General features: G+C 66.6%; 19 protein-coding genes and 1 pseudogene. 11 read left to right on the top strand and 9 right to left on the bottom strand.

Annotation, left to right across the window (positions count from 1 at the left end; all coding sequences use genetic code 11):
- Positions 1 to 110 precede the first annotated feature (110 nt).
- Positions 111 to 1655 carry an AMP-binding protein gene (locus ACZY0R_RS08505; RefSeq protein ID WP_488857983.1) on the bottom strand — a complete coding sequence of 515 codons (1545 nt, stop codon included), beginning with the start codon at positions 1653 to 1655 and terminating at the stop codon, positions 111 to 113.
- 267 nt (positions 1656 to 1922) lie between these two features.
- Between ACZY0R_RS08505 and ACZY0R_RS08500 the strand changes: the two genes are divergently transcribed.
- Both ACZY0R_RS08500 and ACZY0R_RS08495 read left to right on the top strand, forming a co-directional pair.
- Complete coding sequence (locus ACZY0R_RS08500; protein ID WP_488857982.1) at positions 1923 to 3068, top strand: acyl-CoA dehydrogenase family protein; 1146 nt, start codon at positions 1923 to 1925, stop codon at positions 3066 to 3068.
- A gap of 47 nt (positions 3069 to 3115) precedes the next feature.
- A complete protein-coding gene (locus tag ACZY0R_RS08495) occupies positions 3116 to 4351 on the top strand; it encodes an acyl-CoA dehydrogenase family protein (RefSeq protein ID WP_488857981.1) in 1236 nt (411 codons plus the stop codon).
- Positions 4352 to 4665: 314 nt separating this feature from the next.
- On the opposite strand, the gene ACZY0R_RS08490 is transcribed toward ACZY0R_RS08495, so the two are convergent.
- The gene (locus ACZY0R_RS08490) at positions 4666 to 5139 is read right to left on the bottom strand and encodes an aminoacyl-tRNA deacylase (RefSeq protein ID WP_488857980.1); all 474 of its coding nucleotides are present in this window, start codon (positions 5137 to 5139) and stop codon (positions 4666 to 4668) included.
- A 419-nt stretch (positions 5140 to 5558) separates the two neighbouring features.
- Here ACZY0R_RS08490 and katG point away from each other — a divergent pair, with 419 nt between their 5' ends.
- Positions 5559 to 7739, top strand: a complete 2181-nt coding sequence (gene katG, locus ACZY0R_RS08485; protein ID WP_488857979.1) for a catalase/peroxidase HPI — start codon at positions 5559 to 5561, stop codon at positions 7737 to 7739.
- 209 nt (positions 7740 to 7948) lie between these two features.
- Here the strand turns inward: katG and ACZY0R_RS08480 are convergent, their stop codons facing one another.
- The 4 genes from ACZY0R_RS08480 to ACZY0R_RS08465 all read right to left on the bottom strand — a co-directional run bounded on the left by ACZY0R_RS08480 (position 7949) and on the right by ACZY0R_RS08465 (position 11397).
- A complete protein-coding gene (locus tag ACZY0R_RS08480; RefSeq protein WP_488859586.1) occupies positions 7949 to 9526 on the bottom strand; it encodes a fatty acid--CoA ligase in 1578 nt (525 codons plus the stop codon).
- 59 nt (positions 9527 to 9585) lie between these two features.
- Positions 9586 to 10368, bottom strand: coding sequence for an SDR family NAD(P)-dependent oxidoreductase (locus tag ACZY0R_RS08475; RefSeq protein ID WP_045235399.1), 783 nt, complete (start codon positions 10366 to 10368; stop codon positions 9586 to 9588).
- 320 nt (positions 10369 to 10688) lie between these two features.
- Positions 10689 to 10934, bottom strand: coding sequence for a GlsB/YeaQ/YmgE family stress response membrane protein (locus ACZY0R_RS08470; RefSeq protein ID WP_488857978.1), 246 nt, complete (start codon positions 10932 to 10934; stop codon positions 10689 to 10691).
- A gap of 31 nt (positions 10935 to 10965) precedes the next feature.
- Positions 10966 to 11397, bottom strand: a complete 432-nt coding sequence (locus ACZY0R_RS08465) for a signal protein (protein WP_488857977.1) — start codon at positions 11395 to 11397, stop codon at positions 10966 to 10968.
- Positions 11398 to 11722: 325 nt separating this feature from the next.
- Between ACZY0R_RS08465 and ACZY0R_RS08460 the strand changes: the two genes are divergently transcribed.
- On the top strand, positions 11723 to 14077 hold the full coding sequence (locus ACZY0R_RS08460) for a mechanosensitive ion channel family protein (protein WP_488857976.1): 2355 nt from the start codon (positions 11723 to 11725) through the stop codon (positions 14075 to 14077).
- Between the two features lie 330 nt (positions 14078 to 14407).
- Positions 14408 to 15568 (top strand): helix-turn-helix transcriptional regulator, encoded by a 1161-nt coding sequence (locus ACZY0R_RS08455; RefSeq protein ID WP_488857975.1) that lies wholly within the window; start codon positions 14408 to 14410, stop codon positions 15566 to 15568.
- 19 nt (positions 15569 to 15587) lie between these two features.
- On the opposite strand, the gene ACZY0R_RS08450 is transcribed toward ACZY0R_RS08455, so the two are convergent.
- The gene (locus tag ACZY0R_RS08450; protein ID WP_488857974.1) at positions 15588 to 16478 is read right to left on the bottom strand and encodes a LysR family transcriptional regulator; all 891 of its coding nucleotides are present in this window, start codon (positions 16476 to 16478) and stop codon (positions 15588 to 15590) included.
- 146 nt (positions 16479 to 16624) lie between these two features.
- Between ACZY0R_RS08450 and ACZY0R_RS08445 the strand changes: the two genes are divergently transcribed.
- The 6 genes and pseudogenes from ACZY0R_RS08445 to ACZY0R_RS08420 all read left to right on the top strand — a co-directional run.
- A complete protein-coding gene (locus tag ACZY0R_RS08445) occupies positions 16625 to 17833 on the top strand; it encodes a CaiB/BaiF CoA transferase family protein (RefSeq protein ID WP_488857973.1) in 1209 nt (402 codons plus the stop codon).
- Between the two features lie 70 nt (positions 17834 to 17903).
- Entirely contained in the window at positions 17904 to 18365 is a 462-nt protein-coding gene (locus tag ACZY0R_RS08440; RefSeq protein ID WP_035863165.1) for a MaoC family dehydratase, read from the top strand.
- A gap of 53 nt (positions 18366 to 18418) precedes the next feature.
- Positions 18419 to 19453 carry a Bug family tripartite tricarboxylate transporter substrate binding protein gene (locus ACZY0R_RS08435; RefSeq protein WP_488857972.1) on the top strand — a complete coding sequence of 345 codons (1035 nt, stop codon included), beginning with the start codon at positions 18419 to 18421 and terminating at the stop codon, positions 19451 to 19453.
- 46 nt (positions 19454 to 19499) lie between these two features.
- Complete coding sequence (locus ACZY0R_RS08430; RefSeq protein WP_035863167.1) at positions 19500 to 20660, top strand: acyl-CoA dehydrogenase family protein; 1161 nt, start codon at positions 19500 to 19502, stop codon at positions 20658 to 20660.
- Between the two features lie 14 nt (positions 20661 to 20674).
- The gene (locus tag ACZY0R_RS08425; protein WP_488857971.1) at positions 20675 to 21667 is read left to right on the top strand and encodes an acyl-CoA dehydrogenase family protein; all 993 of its coding nucleotides are present in this window, start codon (positions 20675 to 20677) and stop codon (positions 21665 to 21667) included.
- A 40-nt stretch (positions 21668 to 21707) separates the two neighbouring features.
- Positions 21708 to 21896, top strand: a pseudogene (locus ACZY0R_RS08420) (FAD-dependent oxidoreductase); the annotation flags it as partial.
- Positions 21897 to 21920: 24 nt separating this feature from the next.
- Here the strand turns inward: ACZY0R_RS08420 and ACZY0R_RS08415 are convergent.
- Positions 21921 to 23447: a SpoVR family protein gene (locus ACZY0R_RS08415; RefSeq protein ID WP_035863177.1), complete on the bottom strand. Its 1527-nt coding sequence runs from the start codon at positions 23445 to 23447 to the stop codon at positions 21921 to 21923.
- Between the two features lie 188 nt (positions 23448 to 23635).
- Positions 23636 to 24913, bottom strand: coding sequence for a YeaH/YhbH family protein (locus ACZY0R_RS08410; RefSeq protein WP_488857970.1), 1278 nt, complete (start codon positions 24911 to 24913; stop codon positions 23636 to 23638).
- Positions 24914 to 24929: the final 16 nt, after the last annotated feature.

Raw genomic sequence — 24929 nt, 5'->3', positions numbered from 1 at the left:
GGCTTATGGTTGCCGGCTGCTGGCGCCACATGCGCCAGAGATCGAACGGCTGATTATGGCGTAAACGACCGCCTGGCACCCGGCGCACCCATGCGCGCCGGCGCCGCTGCCTAGACGAGCTTGTTCTCCCGTCCCGCCCAGTAGCGCTCGCGCAGCAGCCGCTTGAGCAGCTTGCCGGTCGGCAGCCGCGGCAGTTCGTCGGCAAAGTCCACCGAGCGCGGGCACTTGATGGCCGAGAGGTGCGTGCGGCAAAAGGCAAGCAATTCGTCGGCCAGCGCCGGGCTGGCGTGCGCCATGTCGAGTGGCTGCACCACCGCTTTGACTTCCTCCCCGAAGTCCTCGTTGGGCACGCCGATCACCGCCACGTCCATCACCTTGGGATGGGTCATCAGCAGGTTCTCGGCCTCCTGCGGATAGATGTTGACGCCGCCGGAGATGATCATGTTGGCTTTGCGGTCGGTCAGGTAGAGATAACCGTCCTCGTCCACGTAGCCGACATCGCCCAGCGTGGTCCAGCCCGCATGCACGGGGTGGCGCGACTGCGCGGTCTTCTCGGGATCGTTGTGATAGACAAAGCTGCGCCCCTCGGCGAAGTAGATGATGCCCGGCTCGCCCGGCGGCAGCACGGCGCCGCTGTCGTCGCAGATACGCAATTCGCCCACCGACGCGCGCCCCACCGTGCCCTTGTGGCTGAGCCAGTCGGCGGAACCGACCGCGGTGGACCCGTTGCCCTCGGTGCCGGCATAGTACTCCCAGATGATCGGGCCCCACCATTCGATCATCTGTTCCTTGACGGCCACCGGACAGGGCGCGGCGGCATGCACGGCAAAGCGCAGCGAGGAAACATCGTGGCGCTGGCGCACCGCCCCGGGCAACTTGAGCATGCGCGAGAACATCGTCGGCACGACCTGGGTGTGTGTGATGCGGTGCGCCGCCACCAGCCGCAGGAATGCTTCCGCGTCGAAATGCTCCATCACCACCGAGGTGCCGCCGAGTTGCTGCACCGCCATGTTGTAGCGCAGCGGCGCCGCATGGTAGAGCGGTGCGGGCGAGAGGTAGCGCATATCCGGGCCGAACTGGTAGAGCGACTGGCACATCAGCGCCAGTGTGCCAAGCACGTCGATCTGCGGGTTGGCCGGCGCCGTGAACACGCCCTTGGGGCGGCCGGTGGTGCCGGAGGAGTACAGCATGTCCGTGCCCGCGCATTCGTCCTCTATGCGCCAGCCGGGGTATTGCGCCAGAGTGGTCTCATAAGCGGTGAAGCCGGGCACGGCGCCGTCCATCATCAGGCGCGCGCCCAGGCCCGGCGCCCTGGCCGCCAGCCCCTGCGCCACCGCGGCCTGCGCGTTGGAGGTGACGAGCATCCTGGCGCCGCTGTCGGCCACGATGTGCGCCGCGTCGTCCACATTGAGCCGCGTGCTGATACAGACGTAGATCATCCCCGAGCGCTGCGCGCCCCAGCACAGCTCGAACAGGCGCGGATGGTTCTCCAGCAGGAAGGCCACGCGGTCGCCGGGCTGCAAGCCGTGATCGCGGAACAGCCGCGCCACCTGGTTGGAGCGCTCGTCAAGCTCGCGGTAGGTGATGACGGTGCCGCCCGCCATGATGATGGCCGGCTTGTCCGGGGTGCGCTGCGCGTGAACATGCGGGTGCATGACTGACCCTCCTGGAAGTGGGTGTGGCAGAACTGGCTGACTGGATGGATGTCGCGGAATCCGGCATGGAATACGACGACCCACATTGTCCGGACACGCGGCCGTCCCGGGCATCGTCCGAAGCGACGAACGCGCCTTGACGCAGTGCCACAATCGATGCGCCGGCGCGCTTGCAGCCGGGGACGATTCGTCGCATCCGACGATGCAGCGCCGCGGCCGCTTCGCATAATGGCAGGTGCCCTAAAGCAACCGCGCCGAGGACCCACAGTGGATTTCCAATTCAGCGAAGAACAATCGATGCTGCGCGACACGCTCGCGCGCTACCTGGCCGATCACTACGACTTCGAAGCGCGCCAGGCGGCGCTCCGCTCGCCGGCGGGCTGGCGGCCGGCGTGCTGGAAGGCGCTGGCGCAGGAACTGGGCCTGCTCGGCGCGGCGTTCCCGGAACGCTTCGGCGGGCTGGGCGGCGGCGCCATCGAACACATGATCGTGATGGAGCAGTTTGGCCGCCACCTGGTGGTAGCGCCCTACCTGTCAACCGTAGTGCTTGGCGGCGGCGCCTTGCTGCATGGCAGCGAAACGCTGGCGGCCAACTGGCTGCCCGCCATCATCGGCGGCGAAGCCACGGTGGCCTGGGCGCATGGCGAACCGCGCAGCCGCTATTGCCTGCACGACGTCGCGACCAGCGCCACGCGCGGCGAAGGCGGCTGGCGCCTGAGCGGGCACAAGGCCGTGGCGGTGGCCGCGCCGTGGGCCACGCACCTGGTGGTCAGCGTGCGCACCGCCGGCCAGCGCCGCGACCGCGCCGGCATCAGCCTGTTCTGGATCGAGCGCAACGCGCCGGGCGTGACGCTGCGGGAATACCCCACGGTGGACGGCTCGCGCGCCGCCGACATCCTGCTCGACAACGTCTTCGTGCCAGACAGCGCCCTGCTGGGCGCCGAGGGCGACGCGCTGGCGCTGATCGAGCGCCTGAGCGACGACGCCGCCGTGGCGCTGTGCGCCGAAGCCGGCGGCGCGATGAGCCGGATGCTCGCCGATACGGTCGACTACGCGCGCCAGCGCAAGCAGTTCGGCGTGCCGATCGCCACCTTCCAGGTGCTGCAGCACCGCATGGCCGACATGTATGTGCAGCTCGAACAAACCGTGGCGCTGACCCAGGTCGCCGCCATGCAGGCAGGCGCCGATCCCACGCAGCGCGCGCTGGCCGCCAGCGCCGCCAAGGCGCAGGCCGGACAGGCCGGCAAGTTCGTGGGCCAGGCCGCGGTGCAGATCCACGGTGGCATGGGCGTGACCGAAGAGCTTGCCGTCGGACATTACTTCAAGCGCGTCACCGCCATCGACCTGCAGTTTGGCTCGGCCGAACATCACCTGCGCCGCTACGCCGACCTGCTGTATCCGGCTGCCGCGTGAGCGCACGCATCCCTTGCCCGCACTGACGAACATCCCGAGGCCCACCGATGAATCTCGATTTCTCTCCGCAAGAACTGCAGTTCCGCGACGAGGTCCGCGCCTGGATCACCGAGGCCTTCGACCCCGGCCTCAAGGCCTTGATGGCGCGCACCAAGAATGGCTACCTCGACAAGGAGGGCCAGGTGCGCTGGCAGAAGAAACTGTTCGAGCGCGGCTGGGCCGCCCCGAACTGGCCCGAGGAATACGGCGGCCCCGGCTGGACGCCGGCGCAGCGCTACCTGTTCCAGGCCGAAACCGCAGCCGCCGGCTGTCCGACCGTGTCGCCGATGGGCCTGAAGATGGTGGCGCCGGTGATCATGAAATACGGCAGCCCCGAGCAGAAAGCGCGTTTCCTGCCGCCCATCCTGCGCTCCGACATCTGGTGGTGCCAGGGCTACTCCGAACCCAACTCCGGCTCCGACCTGGCCTCCCTGCAGATGCGCGCCGAGCGCGGGCGCGACCAGGACGGCGAGCACTATCTCCTCAACGGCTCCAAGATCTGGACCACGCACGCGCAATGGGCCGACTGGATGTTCTGCCTGGTACGCACCAGCCGCGACGCACGCCGCCAGGACGGCATCTCCTTCGTGCTGGTGGACATGCGCACGCCCGGCATCACCGTGGCGCCGCTGCCCACGCTGGACGGCCCGGTCGCGGGCCAGCAGGAAGTCAACCAGGTCTTCTTTGAAAACGTGCGCGTGCCGGTCGAAAACCGCATCGGCGAAGAAGGCCTCGGCTGGACCTACGCCAAGTACCTGCTCGAATTCGAACGCGGCGGCAGCTATGGTCCGATGCTGCGCCAGCAACTGACCAAGGTAGCGCGCATCGCGGCGAACGAACCCGGCGAAGATGGCGGCCGCCTGCTCGACGATCCCGGCTTCCGCCGCAAACTGGCCGAGCTGCATGTACGCGCCGCCGCGCTGGAAGCGAGCGAGCTGCGGCTGTTCTCCAGCGTAGCGTCGGGCACCTCGATCGGCGCCGCCTCCAGCATGCTCAAGCTGGTAGGCACCGAAACCATCCAGGCCATCAGCGAACTGGCGGTGGAAGCCGCCGGACCTTACGCGCTGCCCTTCGTGCAGGACGGATGGGCCAAACAGCAGGGACGCCCCGCGGGGCCGCAGATAGGCCCCGACTACGCCGCACCGCTCGCGCCGCGCTACTTCAACTATCGCAAGGCATCGATCTACGCCGGCTCCAACGAAATCCAGCGCAACATCATTGCAAAGCTGGTGCTGGGGCTCTAGGCACCCGCCCAACCAACGATTCGGTGTGGCCGTGTTTACCGCCCCCGGGCGGGAAACACCATCCCGCGAGGCGAAGCGAGCCGTCAAGGTTTGCCTACCCCGTATGCGGCGCCTCGTCGTCAGGCAAATAGAGCGGCCGGGATCCAAACTCGCATGGCATTTGGCGACGGCCAACCGAGCGCCAATGACCGTCTATTTGCTTAAGACGAGCCAAAGACGCTTGGGGCCTATCGGCATCCAGGCCAGAGACGACCGCCAGCGCAATGACAAGCGGGCGGCAGGCCGCCCGCCGTTTGGCCTTTCAGGCACCCTGCCTACATCATCCGGTGCGCGAAATGCCCACGCCGCGCGTCGACCATCAGGTCGATGAACTGCCCGGTGCTCATGTGCACCAGTTCCTGGTGGTCGCCCGCTTCGAAGTAGACGTCGGGATGCGTCAGCAGGCTGTCGTCGAGCCAGGTCTGCGTGCCGTATGCCATACCGACTGGCGGAATCGCGCCGAGGTCGCAGTCCCTGAACACTTCGCGCACGCCATTTTCATGTGCGAGCGACAGCTTGCGGCCGGTCTGCTCGCAGATCTCCGACAGTTTCAGGTGGTGGGTAGAAGGGATCACGGCTGCGATGTAGCCGCTGTCGTCTTCCAGCAGGACGGTCTTGGCTAGCCGGTCTCCGGGAATGTGCGCAGCCTGCGCAGTGGACATGCTGCTGGGGCTGTAGGGGTGACGAACGGTGTCGAACCGGCTCTGCTTGTTGCTTAGGCATCTCGCCAGCGTGGTAGCCATGGTCATGATTGCAACCTCCGACGCGCACTTCGCGACGATTGATGCTAGTAACTATAGGTCACGCGTTGGCCAGCACGGGACTTATGCCGTGGCGTTCCCTGAATCGTCGGCGCAAATGCGCCCTCCGGGTCGATGATGTGGGACAGAACATTAACGCCGAACTAAAGATGCCCCTCCCTGGGGCAGGATTCGGCGCAAATCAACAACCTGAGCATGCAGAGTTGCTGAAGAGGCATTCGGCAGACACGAGATTGATGCGCATCATTGAGTTGGCGACATCGCGTTCTAGTATGGAAGGGTCAACTGTGACGTCCAACGACTCCAGTCTGGAATCCGGACACTATCCTTGAAGACTAATCTCCACTGAGGGTGAAGAGTTACAGGATGGTGTTACGTTGAATACAAGCCGACCAAAGGAGACACGCATGACGACTGAAGCGAAGTGCCCATTTCTTCATCCCGCAGGCGCCGGCCGATCGCTCCGGGAGTGGTGGCCCGAACGGCTGAACCTGCATATCCTGCGTCTGAACGCCTCCCCGTCCGATCCAATGGGCGAGAATTTTGACTACGCGAAGGAGTTCAAGAGCCTCGACCTGGCGGCCGTGAAGAAGGATCTCCAGGCGCTGATGACCGACTCGCAGCCCTGGTGGCCGGCGGACTTCGGCCACTACGGTCCGTTGTTCATCCGCATGGCATGGCATGCCGCCGGCACCTACCGTATCGGCGATGGGCGTGGCGGCGCCGGGGCCGGCCAGCAGCGCTTCGCGCCTACCAACAGCTGGCCTGACAACGTGAGTCTCGACAAGGCGCGCAGGCTGATCTGGCCGGTCAAGCAGAAGTACGGTCGAAAGATTTCATGGGGCGACCTCATCATCTTGACCGGTAACGTCGCGCTGGAGTCGATGGGGTTCAAGACCTTCGGGTTCGGCGGCGGGCGCGAGGACGTCTATGAGCCGGACGAATCCGTCTACTGGGGGAACGAAGCCGATTGGCTGGGCGACAAGCGCTACACCGGCGACCGGAACCTCGAGAATCCGCTGGCTGCGGTGCAGATGGGCTTGATCTACGTGAATCCGGAAGGCCCGAATGGCAACCCGGATCCCATCGCGGCAGCGAGGGATATCCGCGAGACGTTTGCCCGCATGGCGATGAACGACGAAGAGACGGTTGCGCTGATCGCGGGCGGCCACGCCTTCGGCAAGACCCACGGCGCGGGTCCCACGTCCCATGTTGGGCCCGAGCCCGAGGCCGCCGGCATAGAGGAACAGGGCCTCGGCTGGCGTAGCAGCTTTGGCACGGGCAAGGGCGGTGACACCATCACCAGCGGCCTGGAGGTCATTTGGACCACCACGCCGACGAAGTGGAGCAACGACTACTTCAAGCACCTGTTCGAATACGAATGGGAACTGACGAAGAGCCCGGCCGGCGCGCATCAATGGAAGCCGAAGGGCGACGCAGGTGCCGGCACCGTGCCCGATCCGGCCGACCCGTCGAAGCGTCGTTCACCGTCCATGCTGACGACCGACCTCTCACTGCGGCTCGATCCGGCCTACGAGAAGATCTCGCGGCGGTTCTACGAGCATCCGGAGCAACTGGCCGATGCGTTTGCCCGGGCTTGGTTCAAGCTGACCCACCGCGACATGGGGCCGCGCGCACGTTATCTCGGCCCGGAAGTCCCGCAGGAAGAACTCCTCTGGCAAGACCCCATCCCGGCGGTCGACCACCCGCTGATCGACGCGCAGGATGTCACCGCGCTCAAGGGCAAGGTGCTGGCTTCGGGGCTGACCATCCCGCAACTGGTGTCGACCGCCTGGGCATCAGCCTCGACGTTCCGCGGCTCAGACAAGCGCGGCGGCGCCAACGGTGCCCGCATCCGCCTCGCGCCGCAGAAGGCCTGGGACGCCAACCAGCCGGCCGAACTGGCGAAGGTGCTGGCCACCCTCGAGGGCATCCAGAGCGAGTTCAACAAGGCCCAGACCGGCGGCAAGAAGGTCTCGCTGGCCGACCTGATCGTGCTGGCCGGGTGCGCGGGTGTCGAGCAGGCGGCGAAAAATGCCGGCGGCAATGTGACGGTTCCCTTCACGCCGGGACGCATGGACGCCTCGCAGGAGAATACCGATTTGGAGGCCATGGCCGTGCTCGAACCAATCGCGGACGGCTTCCGTAACTACCTCAAGGGCAAGTACTCGATCCCGTCCGAGGCGTTGCTGGTCGACAAGGCGCAACTGCTGACGCTGACGGTGCCGGAGATGACGGTGCTGGTAGGTGGCATGCGCGTGCTGGATGCCAACGCCGGCACGTCGCAGCACGGTGTCTTCACGAAGCGCCCAGGGACGCTGACCAACGACTTTTTCGTGAACCTACTCGACATGGACACGGAGTGGAAGGCCGTGTCGGACGACAAGGACATATTCGAAGGACACGACCGTAAGGCAGGTGGGCTCAAGTGGACCGGCACGCGTGTCGATCTCATCTTCGGCTCGAACTCCGAGCTTCGGGCCGTGGCTGAAGTGTACGGCGGTGCGGATGCCCAGGAGAAATTCGTCCATGACTTTGTAGCGGCCTGGGACAAAGTGATGAACCTCGACCGCTTCGACCTTGTGTGAATTCGGCGGACAGGCCCGCAAGTCATATGCCGAAGCTGGAACGGCCGGTCGCAAGACCGGCCGTTTTTGCCTGCCCCTGGCGCAGTTGACCTTGCATGACCGCGCATGGGCAGCGCGCTGCCCAGAACTTCAGGCTGCCAAGCTTCAGTGAGCCTTTGACTTCAGGTTTTCAGGGTTATTTGCTTTTAGGCTTTTTGAAGTTAGCCCCCTCAATTAACCCTCCGACTAAACCCCTCCCAATAAGGCTCCCTCAACTTCCTCCTCAACAACTTCCCCGACGGATTCCGCGGCAACGCATCCACAAACTCAATACTCTTAGGAATCTTGAAACCTGCCAGCCGCTCCCGCGCCCACGCCACGATGCCATCGCGGTCAGCAACCTGCCCCGGCTTCAGCACGACGATCGCCTTGACCGCCTCCCCCCACTTCTCGTCGGGGACCCCGATCACCGCCACATCAGCCACCTGCGGGTGGCCATAAATGGCACTCTCCACCTCCGCCGGATAGACGTTCTCCCCCCCGCTGATGATCATGTCCTTGACCCGGTCATGGATATAGACATAACCCTCGGCGTCGAGATAGCCCGCATCGCCGGTCCGCAACCAGCCGTCGGCGTCGATAGTGCGCGCCGTCTCGTCGGGCTGCTTCCAGTAGCCGGCCATATTCTGCGGCGAACGGATCATCAGCTCGCCGACTTCCCCCGGTGGCAAGCGCCGGCCTTCCCAGTCCACAACAACCACCTCCACACCGGGCAAGGGCTTGCCGGCAGCCCGCATACGCGGCACATCCTCGGTCGTATGGTCCTCCGGCGGCAACGCCACCACCGTACCGGTGGTTTCGGTCATCCCGTACTGTTGCGCGAAGCCGCACCCGAATACCTCGATGCCTTCACGCAGCAACGCCGCGGGAATCGGAGCAGCCCCGTACAGCAAAGTCTTCAGGCGGGAGTAATCGATGCTGCGCGCACGCGGATCTCGCAATACGAACTGCATCGCGGCAGGCACCAGGAACAACTTGCTGACACGCTCGCGCTCGAAGAAATCCAGCACCGCGGCAGGATCGAAATCGCGCGCGACCACGCCCTTGGCCCCTGCCAGCAGGCTGCGCAACCCCCAGCCAGACCCGCCGATATGCGCGACCGGCATCGCCACCAGCGAGACATCATCATCCGTCCAGCGCGACCAGGAGATATCCTCGCGCTCGCTCGCCTCGGTGCCGGCGGTGAGGTTGCGATGGGTCAGCATGGCGCCCTTTGGGCGGCCCGTGGTGCCGGAGGTGTAAAGCTGCAGCACCACATCGTGCGCGGCAGGCTGGTGCGCCGGCGGCACGGGTGCATGCGCGTCGCGCCACGCGGCATAGGCGGGCCAGTCCGCCTCGCCGCCTTCCATGGCGATCACGCCGCGCACCAGCGGCAGCGCCGGCAGCAGCTTGCGCACCAGTTCCACCGATTCCGGCCCGGCGAACAACAGCGCGGCATCGGAGTGGCCGACGATATAGCCGACCTCCGGGGGCGCCAGGCGCCAGCTTGCCGGCGCCATCACGGCGCCGATCTTGGCGGCGCCCAGCAGCAACTCGAAATAGTGATCGCAGTTCTTGCCGATATAGCCGATGCGGTCCCCCAACCCGATGCCCGCGGCCAGCAGCGCCTGGGCGACGCTGTCGGTGTGGCGGTCGAATTCGCGGTACGTCGTGAGCCTGCCCTCGAAGGCATAGGCCACGGCATCGGGCCGCCGCTGCGCGAAGTGACGCAACGCGTGCGGCAATGTCGTCAGGTAACTGAAATCCATCAGCGCCTCCTTCTCTCGGTCCTGCTGCATGCGCGCGTCCTTTTCTTTGGGGTGAGAGATCAGCGCGGCGCCATGCGGATGGCGCCGTCGAGCCTTACCGATTCGCCGTTGAAATAGCTGTTGCGGCACATCTCCAGCGCGAGCGAGGCAAACTCTTCCGGCGCGCCGAGCCGCTTCGGAAACGGCACCGAGGCGGCCAGCGCTGCCTTGACATGCTCCTGCGCGCCTTGCAGCAGCGGCGTATTGAAGATGCCGGGCATGATGGTGTTGACGCGAATGCCTTCGCCGGACAGGTCGCGCGCGATGGGCAGGGTCATGCCGACCACCCCGGCCTTGGAGGCGGAGTACGCGGCCTGGCCCATCTGCCCGTCCTGCGCCGCCACCGAGGCGGTGTTGATGATGACGCCGCGATCGCCGTCGCGCGCATCCAGTGTCAGCATGCCGGCGGCCGAACGCGCGAGGCAGCGGAAGGAGCCGATCAGGTTGATCTGGATGATGCGCTCGAACGCATCCGAGGCAAAGAAGCGGATCTGGTCCGGCGCTTCCTTGGCCCGCGATGCGGTCTTGATGGCGTTGCCTGTGCCGGCGCAGTTGACCAGGATACGTTCCTGGCCCAGCGCCGCGCGTGCCTTCGCGAAGCCGGCTTCGACCTCGGCCTCCGAGGTCACGTTGACCTGGCAGAACACGCCGCCCAGTTCGCGTGCCACGGCTTCGCCCTTTTCCGCATTCATGTCGAACAGCGCGACGCGCACGCCGTGCGCCGCCAGCGCGCGCGCGGTGGCTTCGCCCAGGCCCGAGGCGCCGCCCGTGATGACTGCCGTTACCGTTGCATCGAGTTCCATCTTTTCTCCACGTTTTCCCGTATCTGCTGAATCATTCCCGTCGGCGCGCGGCGATGCGCGGGCGGTGGAATGCCTGCGTCCGGCAGGCCGCGAAGCGGGCCGGCCAGCGTGGTATGGAGATTCGGGGATGGCGGCGCGGGACGCATCGTCGGAAGCGACGAATGCATGAATCACACAGGACACCGCATGGCAGCGCCGATGCCGTTGCGCACGGGATGCTCCCGTGCGCAACGGCTTGCTGCGGCCTTGCGAATGGACGAATGGACGAATGGACGAAATGATGAACTGACGAACCGACGGATGCGCGGGTGTCCCGGGACCTAGCGCCTCGTCGCCAGGTGATACAGCAGCAGCAGGATGACCGCGCCGACCACGGCACCGATAAAGCCGGCCGACTGTCCAGGCCGGTACCAGCCCAGCGCTTGCCCGAGGAAAGTCGCGGCCAGCGAGCCGACAATGCCCAGGCCGGCGGTGAGGAAGAAGCCGCTCGGTCCGCGGCCGGGGGTTAGCAGGCGCGCAACCAGCCCGGCGAGAAAGCCGATTAGAACGACCCAGATCAAGTGCATGTCGCGCCCTCCCGGCAGCGATGTTCGTTGCTCACTTGCATGCCTTGCCGTGATCCGCGTGGAAGCCTTGCGCGGTAGCATCGGCTTCACTCATGTAGGCGCCGCTCTTGGTCTTGCCATAGTACTTCGTGCCGGGGCAGTGATAGACCTTGGAACTCTTGTTGACCCATACCTGACCGGGCCCGCCACCCGGTGCGGCGGCACCGGACGCGGCGGCAGCGGGCGCGGCCGGCTTGGCCATCGGTGCGGTGGTGGCGGGCGCGGCAGGCTTGGCCATCGGCGGGGCAGCCGCGGGAGCGGCCGGAGCCGCCGGCGCGGCCGGCGCGGCCTGGGCACGCGCCAGGTGCGGGATCGAGACGAAGAGCGCGGCGGCCAGCAGCATGGGCAAGCCGACGCGCCGGCTGAACATGGCGGGCGAGACGGTGACGGCGGACAAGGCGTTCACGGCTTTCATAGCATTCATGACAGGCTCCTGCGGTAACAATGCCAATGGGACAAGGAAACGACAGGGCTGCAGACAGCCGCAACCCGACCGACACGCAATACCTCACTCAACGGCCCGTATCGCCACTGCGTTGACCGCGACCCGCGCACCGCACCCGCGCCCCAGCTTTGGGAGGGATCAGTCACACGTGCGGTGTGCCTCTGAATGCCCATGACGGCAAAGCGCTGGCCGAACAGGTGTGCGGTATCCGCGATGCGCTACAGTGTCAGGCATTCCCCGGCTAGGACCGGAAGCTCTCTACGTGCATGCGATGACGCTCCTGAACAGGTCCCCGAAAACGCCAATGGCCGCCACCCGCCCCGGTGCTTCCCAGCCCTGCCCGTGCCCCGCCCTCATAGCACGGCGCGCCAGTGGCGCCGCACTGGTTCCGCTGCTGCTTGCACTGTGGCTCGCACTGGCCGGTGCCTTGCTGGCGCGCCCGGCGCTCGCGGCGCCGCCCGGACTGGCCACGCTGGCGGCAGCCGTCAAGGCCGACGCCGCGCCGGCCTCGCACCCCGCGGCCAGCGAGCCGCTTGCCCAGTCGCTTGATCAGGTCATCACCACGTTGCAGAGCGACAAGGATCGCAAGGCCCTGGTGGAGCAGTTGCAGACGCTGCGCCAGGGCGTCAATGCGGCCAGCGCGGCGTCGGCGCCGCAGTCGGGCCTGCTCGGGGCGATTGCCGAGGCGGTGGACCACCTCGACGCGACACTGGGCAAGGACAAGGGGCCATGGCATTACTGGCGCTGGCGGATCGACTTCGCCGGCGAAGAGTGGCAGGCCGCGCTGACCGTCAACGGGACCCGCTCGCCGTGGCAATCGGCGCGGGAGTTCGGCACGGTGCTCTCGGCCTGGTTCCTGGCCGGATGGCTGCTGCTGGAGGTCGTCAGGCGGGTGCGCCACCGGCGCATCCGGCCGGCCGTGCGCCACGAGTTGCCGACAGTGCCGTCCTGGATGGACGTCGGGCTGTACATGTTGCGCAGGGTGGCGCCGTGGGTCGCGGCCTTCGCCCTGGCGATGCTGCTCTCCAGCAGCATGTTCGAGCGCTCGCCCGCCAGCGTGGCCGGCATGGTGATCGCTTATTCGGTGGTGGCGGGAGCCGTGATGGGTGCGGTGTGCCAGGTCATCTTCGCGCTGTTCAGGTCCGCGCATCGCTCCCACGCGGTGCATGACCTGCTGCTGCACTCGCGCGGGCTGCTGTTCGCCACCGGCGTCCTGGCGGCACTGGGCGACGTCACCAACGACGCCCGGGTGATCGCCTCGCTCGGCACCAACCTCTCGGCGCTGATCTCCACCGTGGCCAATATCGCCGCGGCGCTGCTGATCGGCTGTTTCACGCTGCGCTTTCGCCGGCAGATCGGCCAGATCATCAGCAACCGGCCGCTCGCCTTCCGCCAGGAACATCCCGCCATCATGGATCTGTTGCGCCTGGTGGGCTCGACCTGGCACCTGCCGGTGCTGGCGGTGGTGGTGGCCTCGGTGGCCGGCACGGTGCTGGCCACCGGCCACGCCGACATCTTCCTGCGGCGCACGGTGGGCTCGGTAGCGTTGTTCGTCGCCGCGCTGCTGCTGACGCTCATCACCGGCCGCTCGCCCAAGGCCGCGCACCGCGCGCCACGCTTTCGCGACCGCCAGCGCTCGGCCTACCTGGCGCGTTTCGGGCGCTTCGCCGTGGCGCTGGTGCGGGTGGTGATCTGGTTCGCCTACTTCGAGCTGGCCAGCCGCATCTGGGGCGTATCGCTGCTCTCGGTGATCGAATCGACGCCCGTTGCCAAGCGCATCGGCGAGGCGGTGTTCAGCGTGACCAGCACGGTGCTGCTGTCCTGGCTGCTGTGGCTGCTGATCGATACGGCCATCACGCAGACACTGACGCCTGCTTACGGGCGCGGGCAGGAGCCCAGCCTGCGGGCCAAGACCATCCTGCCGCTGGTACGCAATGCCTTGTTCGTGGCGCTGCTGGTCATCACGCTGATCGTGGTGCTGGCCAACCTCGGTGTCAATGTGACGCCGCTGCTGGCCGGTGCCGGCGTGGTCGGCCTGGCGATCGGCTTCGGCGCGCAGAGCCTGGTGCAGGACCTGATCACCGGACTGTTTATCGTGGTGGAAGACTCCATCGCGATCGGCGACTCGGTGGAACTGCCCGACCATGCCGGCACGGTGGAGGCCATGACCATCCGCACCGTGAAGCTGCGCGACGGCAAGGGCGCGCTCCACGTGCTGCCGTACAGCCAGATCAAGGCCATCAAGAATATGTCGCGCGGCTATGCCTATGCCGTGTTCAACATCGGCGTGGCCTATGGCAGCGATCTCGATCGCGCCATCGAACTGATCCGCGAGACCGGCAACGAGGTAGCGCGCGATTTCCGTTACGCCCGCAACCTGCTGTCCGGCCTCGATATCCTTGGCCTCGATCGCTTCGACCCTGGCGGGTCGGTGGTGCTGGCCCAGTTCAAGACCCGGCCACTTACCCAGGCGGAAATCACGCGCGCCTTCAACCTCCGGCTCAAACGCAAGTTTGACCAGCACGGCATCAGCATGGCCACCCAGCGCGTGACGGTGCAGGTCGAAAGCGGAACACTCGCCGCCGGCCAGGCAGTTCAGGCCGATGACCCGGCAGCTGGTGCCGCCGCCCGCGCGCCAGGCGCGCCCACCGCCGGCTGAGCCTGCGGCGGGACGCGCAAGATGCACGCAGAAACGGGTACGCCTTGCCGGCCCGTGTGCTGGGGACGCGGCATTTCATCTGCCGAAAATATGATGAAATAGGCGGCAAAACAACAGCTCATACAACACTGCCGTTTGCGAAGTTATGCTCGGATACGCATAATGCCGCCAACGGTAATGCGGAGAAACGGCGCCCGGTAAAACAGGCGACCCGATCCTGTCCGGTGGCGCAAGCCGCATCGGAGCCGGCCATGGCGAGCCGGCCCTACCAGCGAGCCAAGAAAAAGAGCAAAGCGGAATCGGGCGAAAGCCACCGGGGAGAAAAACAATATGGGCGACCATCCATCGGCAGACGAGGACTTCCATCGTCTGATCGATTCGATCTATGAGTCGGCGCTTGATGTCACCGCCATGCCTGCCGCGCTTGGCCTCTTCTCCAGCTACACCGACACCGACAGCCCGCATTACCTGGTATGGGACAAGTTGTCCGGGCAGGCGCGCCTCGGCGTCACCCCGCACGGCTGCTTCTCGGCGCAAGGCACTCATGTCCCGGAGGGCCTGCACGCGCTGGCGAACCTGCCGGCGCGCACGCTCGCCGTCGCCCACGCGGGCGAAGGCCAGGACGAGGCACCCTGGCGAGCTCCGGCGCATGGCGCCGACCTGGAACAAGGCATCCGCCTGCTCGATACCGCCGAGGTCTGCGTGCTGATGGGTGGCACCGGCCGCGACGGCCGGCAGGGCGCCGGTTTCGGTGGCACAGACGCCTCGGCCTGCCGCAGCCGGCGTCTGGCGCGCGTGCTGCCGCACTGGGCGCGCGCCGCGCGCATGCAGCAGCGCAACTTCGAACTGAGCGGCCTGGCCGCCCTTGGACTGGCCGGGCTTGATTCGCTCGACTTCGGCGTGATGGTGCTGCAGGCCGACATGCGTGTGCGCTACGCCAATATCTGGGCCGAAGCGCTGGTGCAGGCCGACAGCCAGTTGGCGCTGGAAAACGGTGTGCTCACCGCCCACGATCCCAACCTGCACGTCACCCTGCACAAACTGCTGGAGCGCGCCATGCAGCCCCGCAGTGGCGAGGCGGCGGCCGGCTCGTGGATGCATATCACTTCGGGCGGCCAGCCCGTGCCCATCATCGTGCTGCCGCTGGTGGCGCGCCAGCCGGTAGAAGGCCCGTGGCAACTGCCGTTCGCCATGGTGCTGATGGGCAACTCGGAATCGCGCTCGGTGCTCGACACGTCGGTGCTGACCTCGCTGTTCGGCCTGTCGCGCAAGGAAAGCATTGTCGCCATCCGCCTTGCCGCCGGCGAAACCCTCAACGAAATCGCCGAACGCGAGTTTGTTTCTCCGCATACGGTACGCGTGCATATCCGCGACATCCTGCGCAAGACTGGCACCCACCGCCAAAGCGAACTGGTGCGCCTGCTCCACCTGCTGCCGGGCGTGGCGCTGGAGCGCGCCGGCATGCCGCGTGGCGACCGGGTGTCCATCTGATCCAGGCCACGAGCCCGGCCTAGCCGGCCGCGGCGCGGGCTACCTCCAGCAGGCGTTGCACCTGGCGATCGTCGCTGTCGGTGGGCGTAGCCAGCGCAATGCCGATGCGCGCGGCCGGCCGCGGACTGGTCAGCCGCAGGAAACGCACGCGCCGGTTGATATAGCGCGCCGCCACGCTAGGCACCAGCGCCACCCCCAGGCCGCTTTCCACCAGGCTGACGATGGTCTGCACCTGCACCGCCTCTTGCGTCACACGCGGCACGAAGCCCGCTTGCTGGCAAAGCATCATGGCCACCGCCTGGAGGTTTGGCACATCCGCGATCGGGTGCATGATGAAGGGCTCGCCGGCGAGTGCCTTGAGCGCGATCGCATCGCTCGCGGCAAAGCGGCTGTCGGCCGGCACCGCGGCCACGAATTCGTCGGTCTCCAGCGGCATGAGCGTATAGCCGCCACTGCTCAGGATAGGAAAGCGCACCAGCCCTGCATCGAGCTGATGGCGCTCCAGCCGGTCCAGGATCGCCGCGGAGGTGGATTCATGCAGGATCAGCTCGATGCCAGGGTGGGCCGCGCGGAACGCCGGAATCAGCCTGGGCAGCAAGGCATAGGTAGCCGATCCGACAAAGCCCACGCGCAACGCGCCGCGTTCGCCATGCGCGGCGGCCAGCGCCGCCGCACGCGCCTGGGCCACGTGGAACAGCGCGCGCCGGGCATCGTGCAGCGCGGCCTCGCCGGCCTGGGTCAGCCGCACCCCGCGCGACGTGCGTACGAACAGCGGCGTGCCGAGCGAATCCTCCAACTTGCGGATCGAAATGGATAGTGGCGGCTGCGCCATGTGCAGGCGCTCGGCCGCGCGATGGAAGTTCCCGGTCTCGGCCAGGGCAACGAACTGCTGAAGTTGACGAAGATCCACGCTGATATCCGGTAAATATCGGATCCTAAAAATCTAATATTAGACGCAAACGATTGTCCTGTTCTACCCTGTGACCATCGGAATTCGCACGGCCACACCCGGCCGCAAGCGGCAACCGGCACAAGAACAGACAGGAGACCCCAGGCATGTTGCCCCTCTCAGGCATCCGCGTGATCGACCTATCCACGGTCGTGATGGGCCCGTACGCCAGCCAGTGGCTGGCCGACCTCGGCGCCGAAGTGATCAAGGTGGAACCCCCCGAAGGCGATTCCACGCGGCGCACCGGCCCCGCCGCCGAAGACGGCATGTCGGCCATCTTCCTGGGCGTGAACCGCAGCAAGAAGAGCGTGGTGCTCAATCTCAAGCTGCCCGCGGCCCGGGCCGCGCTGGAGCGCCTGCTGGCGAGCGCCGATGTGTTCATGCACAGCATGCGCCCGCAGAAGCTGGGCGGCCTGGAGCTGGAACCCGCCGCCGTGATGGCGCGCCATCCCCGCCTGGTCTACGTCAGCTTGCTGGGCTTTGCCGAGGATGGTCCCTATGGCGGCCGCCCGGCCTACGATGACATCATCCAGGGCTTGTCCGGCAACGCCGCGCTGATGGCGGCGCAAACCGGCACCGTGCGCTATTTCCCCACCATCGCGGCCGACAAGACCAGTGGCCTGGTGGCGGCGCTGTCGATCTCGGCCGCCCTTGCCGGGCGCGAGCGCCAGGGCGGCAAGGGCGCGCTGGTTGAAGTGCCGATGTTCGAATCGATGGTGGCCTTCAACCTGGTCGAACATCTGTACGGCCAGCATTTCGAACCGCCGCGCGGGCCTGCCGGCTATCCGCGCGTGCTGGCGCCACTGCGCCGGCCGTACCAGACCGCCGACGGCCACGTCTGCATGATGCCGTACACCGATGCGCACTGGCGTGCCTTCTTTACCGCCGCGGGCCGTCCCGACCTGGCGGCCGACGCGCGTTTCACCGGCATCGCCGCGCGCACGCAGCATATCGAAACGCTGTACGAACTGACCGGCGAAATCGTGCGCGCGCGCACCACCGACGCCTGGCTGGCGCTGTGCGAAACGCTGCAGATCCCGGTCGCGCGCGTCAACCAGCTCGCCGAACTGGTGGACGACCCGCACCTGCGCGCCACCGGCTTCTTCGACATGCTGGACGACCCGGCCATGGGCACGCTGCGCTTTCCCGGCGCACCGGTGCGGTTCGACGGCGAACGCGCGGCGCCGGCACTGCCGCCGCGCCTGGGGGAGCACACCCGCGGACTGCTCGGCGAGGCGGGCCTGACCAGCCAGCAGATCGACGAGCTGGGACGGGACGGCGCAGCCTATTGCGCGCCCCCGGCCGCCGACGCCTAACCCCTGCCCCATTCCCGCTCCTAACATAAAGGAAGCCGGCCGCCGATGGCGGCCCTCACCAGGAGACGCCGTGCCCCATACCCAACTTCCCCGCCTCGGCCAGGGCTTTTATTGGCAGGACATCAAGGAGGGCCAGGCCTTCCAGACCTTTCGCCGCACCGTGACCGAGACCGACCTGGTCAACTTCATCTCGGTCACCGGCATGCTGGAGGCCATCTTTATCGAAGCGGGCTACGACGGCGGCGCCATTCATGGCCGGCCCGTGCCCGCTGCGCTGACCTACGCGATGATCGAGGGCTTCATCCTGCAGACCATGATCCAGGGCACCGGGCTGGCCATGCTGGAGCTGACCCAGAAAATCCTGGCCCCGGTGGTGGTAGGCGACACGATCTGGGCCACCGTCACCGTGACGGGCATCCGCCCGACCTCGCGCAACGGCCGCGCCGTGGTGGACTCGGACATCGAGGTCTTTAACCAGCGCCATGAACGTGTCATGACCTATTCCGCCCGGCGCCTGCTGGCCGGCCGTTAGCCCGTTGGCCCAGTTAGCCGGCGGCGCGAGCCGCCAACACCGGAGGAGACTACATGCCAGGACAAGGCAAGAAGAACGACAAGACGGATAAAAAGACCAGCGTGGCGATTCGCCGCCGCAGCCGCAGGCTCGCCCTGCTGGCCCCCGCGATCCTGGTGCTCGGCGCATTCGCAACCCCTGCCCGCGCCGCCGGCTATCCGGCCCACCCCGTCAAGCTGGTGGTGCCGTTTCCGCCGGGCGGGCCCACCGACCTGGTGTCGCGCGTCATCGCCAGGAAGATGTCGGAGGAACTGGGCCAGCAGGTGATCGTGGACAACCGGCCCGGCGCCAATGGCAATATCGCCGCGGAGCTGGTCGCCAAATCGCCGGCCGATGGCTACACGGTGCTCTACAACACCTCGTCGATCGCGCTGAGCCCGGCGTTGTACAAGCATCTGTCCTACGACGTGCAGCGCGACTTCGCCCCGGTGGCGATGACGGCGATGGTGCCGCTGGTGCTGGAGGTCAACGCCCAGGTGCCCGCCTCCAACCTGGCCGAGTTCATCCAGTACCTGAAGGCCCGCCCCGGCAAGCTGACCTACGGCTCGGCCGGCAACGGCAACGTGACCCACCTGGCGGCCTTCCTGTTCCTGCAGGCCAACGGCCTGTCGGCGGTGCACGCGCCCTACAAGGGCAGCGCGCCGGCGCTGACCGACCTGGCCGGCGGGCAGGTGCAGTTCATGGCCGACACCATCAACTCCTCGCTGCCGTTTATCCGCGACAAGCGCATGAAGGCGCTCGCGGTGACCAGCATCACGCGCAGCGCGCAGTTGCCCGACGTGCCGACCGTGGCCGAGGCCGTGATGCCGGGCTTCGAGGTGGGCGCCTGGCAAGGCATGCTGGTGCCGGCCAGGACGCCGCCCGAGATCGTGCAAAAACTCAACGCCGCCACGCTCAGGGCGCTGGCCGCGCCGGACGTGCGCGCCAGCCTGGCCGCGCAGGGCGCCGAGCCGCGCGGCAACAGCCCCGAAGCCTACGGCAAGTACCTGGCGCAGGAAATCACGCGCTGGCAAAAGGTGGTGAAGGACTCCGGCGTGACGCTGGAATGATCCGCCCCTTCCCCATCGCGCGCACCGCCTGTCACGGAGAACCGTCTTGACTTCCCTGCTGAGTACCTTCCAGCTCACCGCCCTGCCACCGGCGGCTGCCGCCTTCCGGCGCGAGGTGAAAGCCTTCCTCGCCGAACATCTGCCCGAACTGCCGCCCGAGAAGCGCGCGCGCTCCTGGATGGGCTTCAACGCCGGTTTCAGCCGCGCGCTCGCGGGCCGCGGCTGGGTGGGCATCACCTTGCCCGCGCAGTACGGCGGCGCCGGACTCGATCCGTTCTCGCGCTTCGTGCTGGTGGAGGAACTGCTGGCCTGCGGCGCCCCGGTTTCGGCCCACTGGATTGCCGACCGCCAGAGCGGGCCGCTGATCCTGCGCTACGGCAGCGACGAGCAGAAAGCCTTCTACCTGCCCCGCATCTGCAAGGGCGAGGCCTTCTTCTGCATCGGCATGAGCGAGCCCAACTCCGGCTCCGACCTCGCCAGCGTGGCCACCCGCGCCGTGCCCGAGCCGGACGGCGGCTGGCGCCTGAACGGCCGCAAGATCTGGACGACCAATGCCGACCGCTGCCACTACATGCTGGCGCTGGTGCGCACCTCCGGCAATGCCGAGGACCGCCAGCGCGGTTTGTCGCAGGTCATCGTCGACCTGTCCGCGCCAGGCGTCACGGTGCGCCCGATTCATGACCTGGCGGGCGATGCGCACTTTTCCGAAGTCAGCTTCGAGGACGTGATGCTGCCCGCGCAGGCACTGGTCGGCCGCGAAGGCAGCGGCTGGGAACAGGTCAACGCGGAGCTGGCCTTCGAGCGCAGCGGGCCGGAACGGCTGTATTCCAGCGTGGTGCTGCTGGATACCTGGATCGCGGCGCTGCGGCGCGTGCCGGAGGCGCGGCGCGACACCGTCACCATCGGCCGGCTGGCGGCCAGGCTGGCGGTGCTGCGCGCCATGTCGCTGGCGGTCACGGCCCGGCTCGCCGCTGGCGAAAGCCCGGTGGTGGAAGCCGCGCTGGTCAAGGACCTTGGCACGGAGTTCGAGCAGTCCATCCCCGCGCTGGCCGAAGCCGCGCTGGGCGCCGACCCGCAACTCGCCGCCGATCCCGGCCTGTACCGCACCCTGGCCTATGTCAGCCAGGTCGCGCCATCCTATTCGCTGCGCGGTGGCACGCGCGAGATCCTGCGCGGCATGATCGCCCGGGGTCTTGGCCTGCGCTGAACCGGAGTTCCAACATGCATAACGCTTACTCGGACGCGCTCGATACCGTGCTGCGCGACTGCTGCACGCCCGCCGCAGTCCGCGCCGTGGAGCGCGGCGAAGATCACCAGCCGCTATGGCAGGCGCTGCAAGACAGCGGCTTTGCCGACTGCCTGCTGCCGGAGGACGCCGGCGGCGCCGGCCTGCCGCTGGACGAACTGGCGCCGGTGTTGTTTACGCTGGGCCGTCATGCGGTGCCCTTGCCGCTGGGCCAGACGCTGTTCGCCCGCGCGCTGCTGCATGCCGCCGGGCTGGCGGTGCCGCCCGAGCCGATCGCGCTCGCGAGCTTCGACAGCGGCGCGGATACCGCGCTGGTACCCGGGGGCGCGCAGGCGGCGTGGTTCCTGGTGCAGGAAGACACGCGCTGCGTGCTGCTGCCGCGCGCCCAGGCACAGGCCAGCCCCACCGGCGTCCATGCGGACCTCGCCGTGAGCCTGCCGCGCCCCCCGCGCGATGGCTTGCCCGCCTTCACGCTGCCGGCCGGTGCCCTGCGCCAGACCGGCGCCTGCCTGCATGCTGCGCAGCTGGCTGGCGCGATGTCGCATGTATTCGAGATGACGCTGCAATATGCCAACGACCGCCAGCAGTTCGGCCGCGCCATCGGCAAGTTCCAGGCCATCCAGCACCAGATCAGCATCATGGCCGAACACGTCACCGCCGCGCGCATGGCCGCGCAGATCGCCTGCGCCGCCGGTGGCTGGCGGCCGGACCCGCTGCGCGCGGCCATCGGCAAGCTCAACGCCAGCGAGGCCGTCACGCCGGTGGCTGCCATCGCGCACGCCGTGCACGGCGCCATCGGCATCACCGAGGAATACGACCTGCAACTCTATACGCGCCGCCTGCATGCCTGGCGGCTGGCGGACGGGTCAGAAACCTACTGGGGGCGGGTGGTGGGTGACCTGGTGTGCGGCCAGGCCGGGCCAGGCGTGGTGGATACGGTGCGTGGCTGGAGTACCGACGCGGCCTGAACCGTAATGGCTGCCTGGCCGGCCTGGTCCGCGCGCGCCGATGCTGCTGGCCAGCGGCTTCGGCGCGCGCGGCTGCAGCACCACTTCGCTGGCCGGCGGCATGCAGAGCCTGCCGCGGGCGCCGGCGCGCTCGCTACATGTGGAGACCGGACGGCGTGTCGATGCCATCCGCCAGCAAGACACCGGCGTGGTGGTGAGCGGTGCCGGCTTCGAAGCCCGCGCCGACTATGTCGCCTGCGCGCGAACGGAGCGATCACGCGGCCTTGCGATGCCGGCGTTCCGGCTTGCATTCGTACTTGGATTCGCGGCGGCCATCTTCGTAGGCCACCTCCAGCCGCACCGTGAAGCCCCACAACCGCGTGACGTGGCGGATCACCTCGTCGAAGTTCTGCGCCAGCGGACGGCGGTCGTTCTGCAGGTGGCGCAGCGTCAGCGAGCGGTCGCCGCCCACATCCACGTTGGTGATCTGGATATTGGGCTCCATATTCGACAGGTCATACTGGTTGGCCAGCAGTTGCCGGATATTCCGGTAGCCCTCGTCGTCATGGATGGCGGTCACGCGCAGCTTGCCTTCGCGGTCGTCGTCGAGCACGGAGAACAGCTTGAGCTCGCGGATCACGCGCGGCGACAGGAACTGCAGCAGGAAGCTCTCGTCCTTGAAGTTGCGCATGGCGAAGTCAAGCGTCTTGCGCCAGTCGCTGCCGGCGAATTCCGGAGCCCAGCGATAGTCTTCCTCGGTCGGGTTCTCGCACATGCGGCGCAGGTCCTGGAACATCAGGAAACCCACTGTGTACGGGTTGAGGCCGCTGTAGTACGGGCTGTTGTACGGCGGCTGGTAAATCACGTTGGTGTGCGCCTGCAGCAATTCCATCATGAAGGCGTCGTTGACCAGGCCCTCCTCATATAGCTGGTGCAGGATGGTGTAGTGCCAGAACGTGGCCCAGCCTTCGTTCATGACCTTGGTCTGGCGCTGCGGATAGAAGTACTGCGCGATCTTGCGCACGATGCGCACGATCTCGCGCTGCCAGGGCGCGAGCTTGGGCGCATTCTTCTCGATGAAGTAGAGCAGGTTTTCCTGCGGCTCCGGCGGGAAGGGCACATCGCGCTCCAGCCCTTCATCGTCTTCGAGCGCGTGCGCGCGGTGCTTGGGCAGGGTGCGCCACAGGTCGTTGACCTGCGTCTGCAGGTAATTCTCCCGCTCGGTCTGGCGCGCCTGCTCCTCGGCAATGGAGAGCTTCTTGGGGCGCTTGTAGCGATCCACGCCGTAGTTCTGCAGCGCGTGACAGGAATCCAGCAGCTGTTCCACTTCCTGCTCGCCGTAACGCTGCTCGCATTCGGCTACATAGTTCTTGGCGAACAGCAGGTAGTCGATGATGGCGTCCGCATTGGTCCAGGTGCGGAACAGGTAGTTGCCCTTGAAGAAGGAGTTGTGGCCATAGCAGGCGTGCGCGATTGTCAGCGCCTGCATCGGCATGGTGTTCTCCTCCATCAGGTAGGCGATGCAGGGATTCGAGTTGATCACGATCTCGTAGGCCAGCCCCATATGCCCGCGCTGGTAGCTGCGCTCCGACGCCAGGAAATGCTTGCCATACGACCAGTGGTTGTAGCCGACGGGCAGCCCGGACGACGCGTACGCGTCGAGCATCTGCTCGGCGGTAATGATCTCGACCTGATTGGGATAGGTGTCCAGGCCGAAATCGCCGGCAATGCGAGCGATTTCGCGGTCATAGCGCTGGATCAGCTCGAAGGTCCACTCCGAGCCGGTGGAGAGATATGCCATTTACGACCCCCGTTGCGGGTGAAGCCCATGCCCGCGTGTCAGTCTCAAAACGACCTTGGGTTGTTCCCCTCTCCCGCGAGCGGGAGAGGGGCCGGGGAAGAGGGCGGGTGCATCGACGAAGCGTCCGCGCCTGAAAACCATCCCTCTCCCCTACCTCTCCCCAGAGGAGAGAGGGGGAAAAACCTGCCTCAGCGGCTCGACGGCCAGGCCGCTTTCTTCTGGAAGAGGTCATGCAGCACGGGATAGATCTCGTCCGGCCCGATGATGCGCTGCATGGCGAAGTTCTCGTAGCGCTCCTTCACCGCCAGATACTCTTCCCAGAGATTCTGCGGCTCTTCCGAAGCCACCTCCACATAGGCGTAATACTGCACCAGCGGCAGGATGGACTCGCGCAGCAAGCGCCCGCACAACTCCGAATCGCCCGCCCAGTTGTCACCGTCCGACGCCTGGGCGCAGTAGATATTCCACTGGCTGGCGGGATAACGGTCCTGGATCACCTCGACCATCAGCTTGAGCGCGCTGGATACAACCGTACCACCGGATTCGCGCGAATGGAAGAAATCCTCTTCGTTGACTTCCTTCGCCACCGTGTGATGGCGAATGAACACCACGTCGATGCGATCGTAATTGCGCTTGAGGAAGAGATACAGAAGCATGAAGAAGCGCTTGGCGAGATCCTTGCGGCTCTCGTCCATGGAGCCCGAGACGTCCATCAGGCAGAACATCACCGCCTGCGCCTGCGGCCGCTTCTTCAGCACGCGGTTGTTGTAGCGCAGGTCGAGCTTCTCGATAAAGGGCACGCGTTCCACGCAGGAGCGCAGATGGCGCATCTCCTTCATCAGTTCCAGCGCGCGTGCCGAATAAGGCCCGTCCTGCTCCAGCACTTCGCCGTATTCCTGCTCCAGCAGCACGAGTTTTTTCTGGTAGGGGCTCGACAAGGCGATGCGCCGCCCGAGCGAGCTTCGCATCGTGCGCAGGATGGACAGATTGGAAGGGGTACCGTCGATGGAGAAGCCAGCCCTGACCTTGCGGACCTCGGCGATCTTGGCGAGGTGGCGCTTGGCCATGTCCGGCAGCGCCATGTCCTCGAAAAAGAAGTTGAGAAAATCCTCGCGCGACAGGGTGAAGACAAAATCATCCTCGCCTTCGCCCGAATCGCTTGCCTTGGAGCCGCCTCCACCGCCGCCTTGCTGCTGGCGGTCGAAGCTATCCCCCCGGACAAATTTCTTGTTGCCCGGATGGATCCACTCCCGCCGGCCGCCCTGGCCGTGGTGGAAGGCAGGTTCGGAGATGTCCTTGACCGGAATGGACACCTGCCCGCTTTGCTCGATGTCCATGATCTTCCGGCCAGACACCGCCTTCGCTACCGCCTGGCGTATCTGCTCGCGGTAGCGTTTGATGAAGCGTTGCTGGTTGACGGCACTCTTGTTGCCGCCATTCTCGCGCCGATCGATGACCGTGGCCATATGCTTGCCCTCTTGG

The organism is Cupriavidus sp. F041, assembly GCF_057814235.1.
This window is presented reverse-complemented; position numbering and strand designations above follow the sequence as displayed.

What these genes read in the sequence shown, in the direction of transcription:
- ACZY0R_RS08410 (WP_488857970.1), bottom strand. Translation starts at nt 24,913, where the DNA reads ATGGCCACGGTCATCGATCGGCGCGAGAATGGCGGCAACAAGAGTGCC.
- ACZY0R_RS08445 (WP_488857973.1), top strand. Translation starts at nt 16,625, where the DNA reads ATGTTGCCCCTCTCAGGCATCCGCGTGATCGACCTATCCACGGTCGTG.
- ACZY0R_RS08415 (WP_035863177.1), bottom strand. Translation starts at nt 23,447, where the DNA reads ATGGCATATCTCTCCACCGGCTCGGAGTGGACCTTCGAGCTGATCCAG.
- katG (WP_488857979.1), top strand. Translation starts at nt 5,559, where the DNA reads ATGACGACTGAAGCGAAGTGCCCATTTCTTCATCCCGCAGGCGCCGGC.
- ACZY0R_RS08490 (WP_488857980.1), bottom strand. Translation starts at nt 5,139, where the DNA reads ATGACCATGGCTACCACGCTGGCGAGATGCCTAAGCAACAAGCAGAGC.
- ACZY0R_RS08470 (WP_488857978.1), bottom strand. Translation starts at nt 10,934, where the DNA reads ATGCACTTGATCTGGGTCGTTCTAATCGGCTTTCTCGCCGGGCTGGTT.
- ACZY0R_RS08480 (WP_488859586.1), bottom strand. Translation starts at nt 9,526, where the DNA reads ATGGATTTCAGTTACCTGACGACATTGCCGCACGCGTTGCGTCACTTC.
- ACZY0R_RS08455 (WP_488857975.1), top strand. Translation starts at nt 14,408, where the DNA reads ATGGGCGACCATCCATCGGCAGACGAGGACTTCCATCGTCTGATCGAT.
- ACZY0R_RS08435 (WP_488857972.1), top strand. Translation starts at nt 18,419, where the DNA reads ATGCCAGGACAAGGCAAGAAGAACGACAAGACGGATAAAAAGACCAGC.
- ACZY0R_RS08475 (WP_045235399.1), bottom strand. Translation starts at nt 10,368, where the DNA reads ATGGAACTCGATGCAACGGTAACGGCAGTCATCACGGGCGGCGCCTCG.
- ACZY0R_RS08465 (WP_488857977.1), bottom strand. Translation starts at nt 11,397, where the DNA reads ATGAATGCTATGAAAGCCGTGAACGCCTTGTCCGCCGTCACCGTCTCG.
- ACZY0R_RS08505 (WP_488857983.1), bottom strand. Translation starts at nt 1,655, where the DNA reads ATGCACCCGCATGTTCACGCGCAGCGCACCCCGGACAAGCCGGCCATC.
- ACZY0R_RS08425 (WP_488857971.1), top strand. Translation starts at nt 20,675, where the DNA reads ATGCATAACGCTTACTCGGACGCGCTCGATACCGTGCTGCGCGACTGC.
- ACZY0R_RS08495 (WP_488857981.1), top strand. Translation starts at nt 3,116, where the DNA reads ATGAATCTCGATTTCTCTCCGCAAGAACTGCAGTTCCGCGACGAGGTC.
- ACZY0R_RS08460 (WP_488857976.1), top strand. Translation starts at nt 11,723, where the DNA reads ATGGCCGCCACCCGCCCCGGTGCTTCCCAGCCCTGCCCGTGCCCCGCC.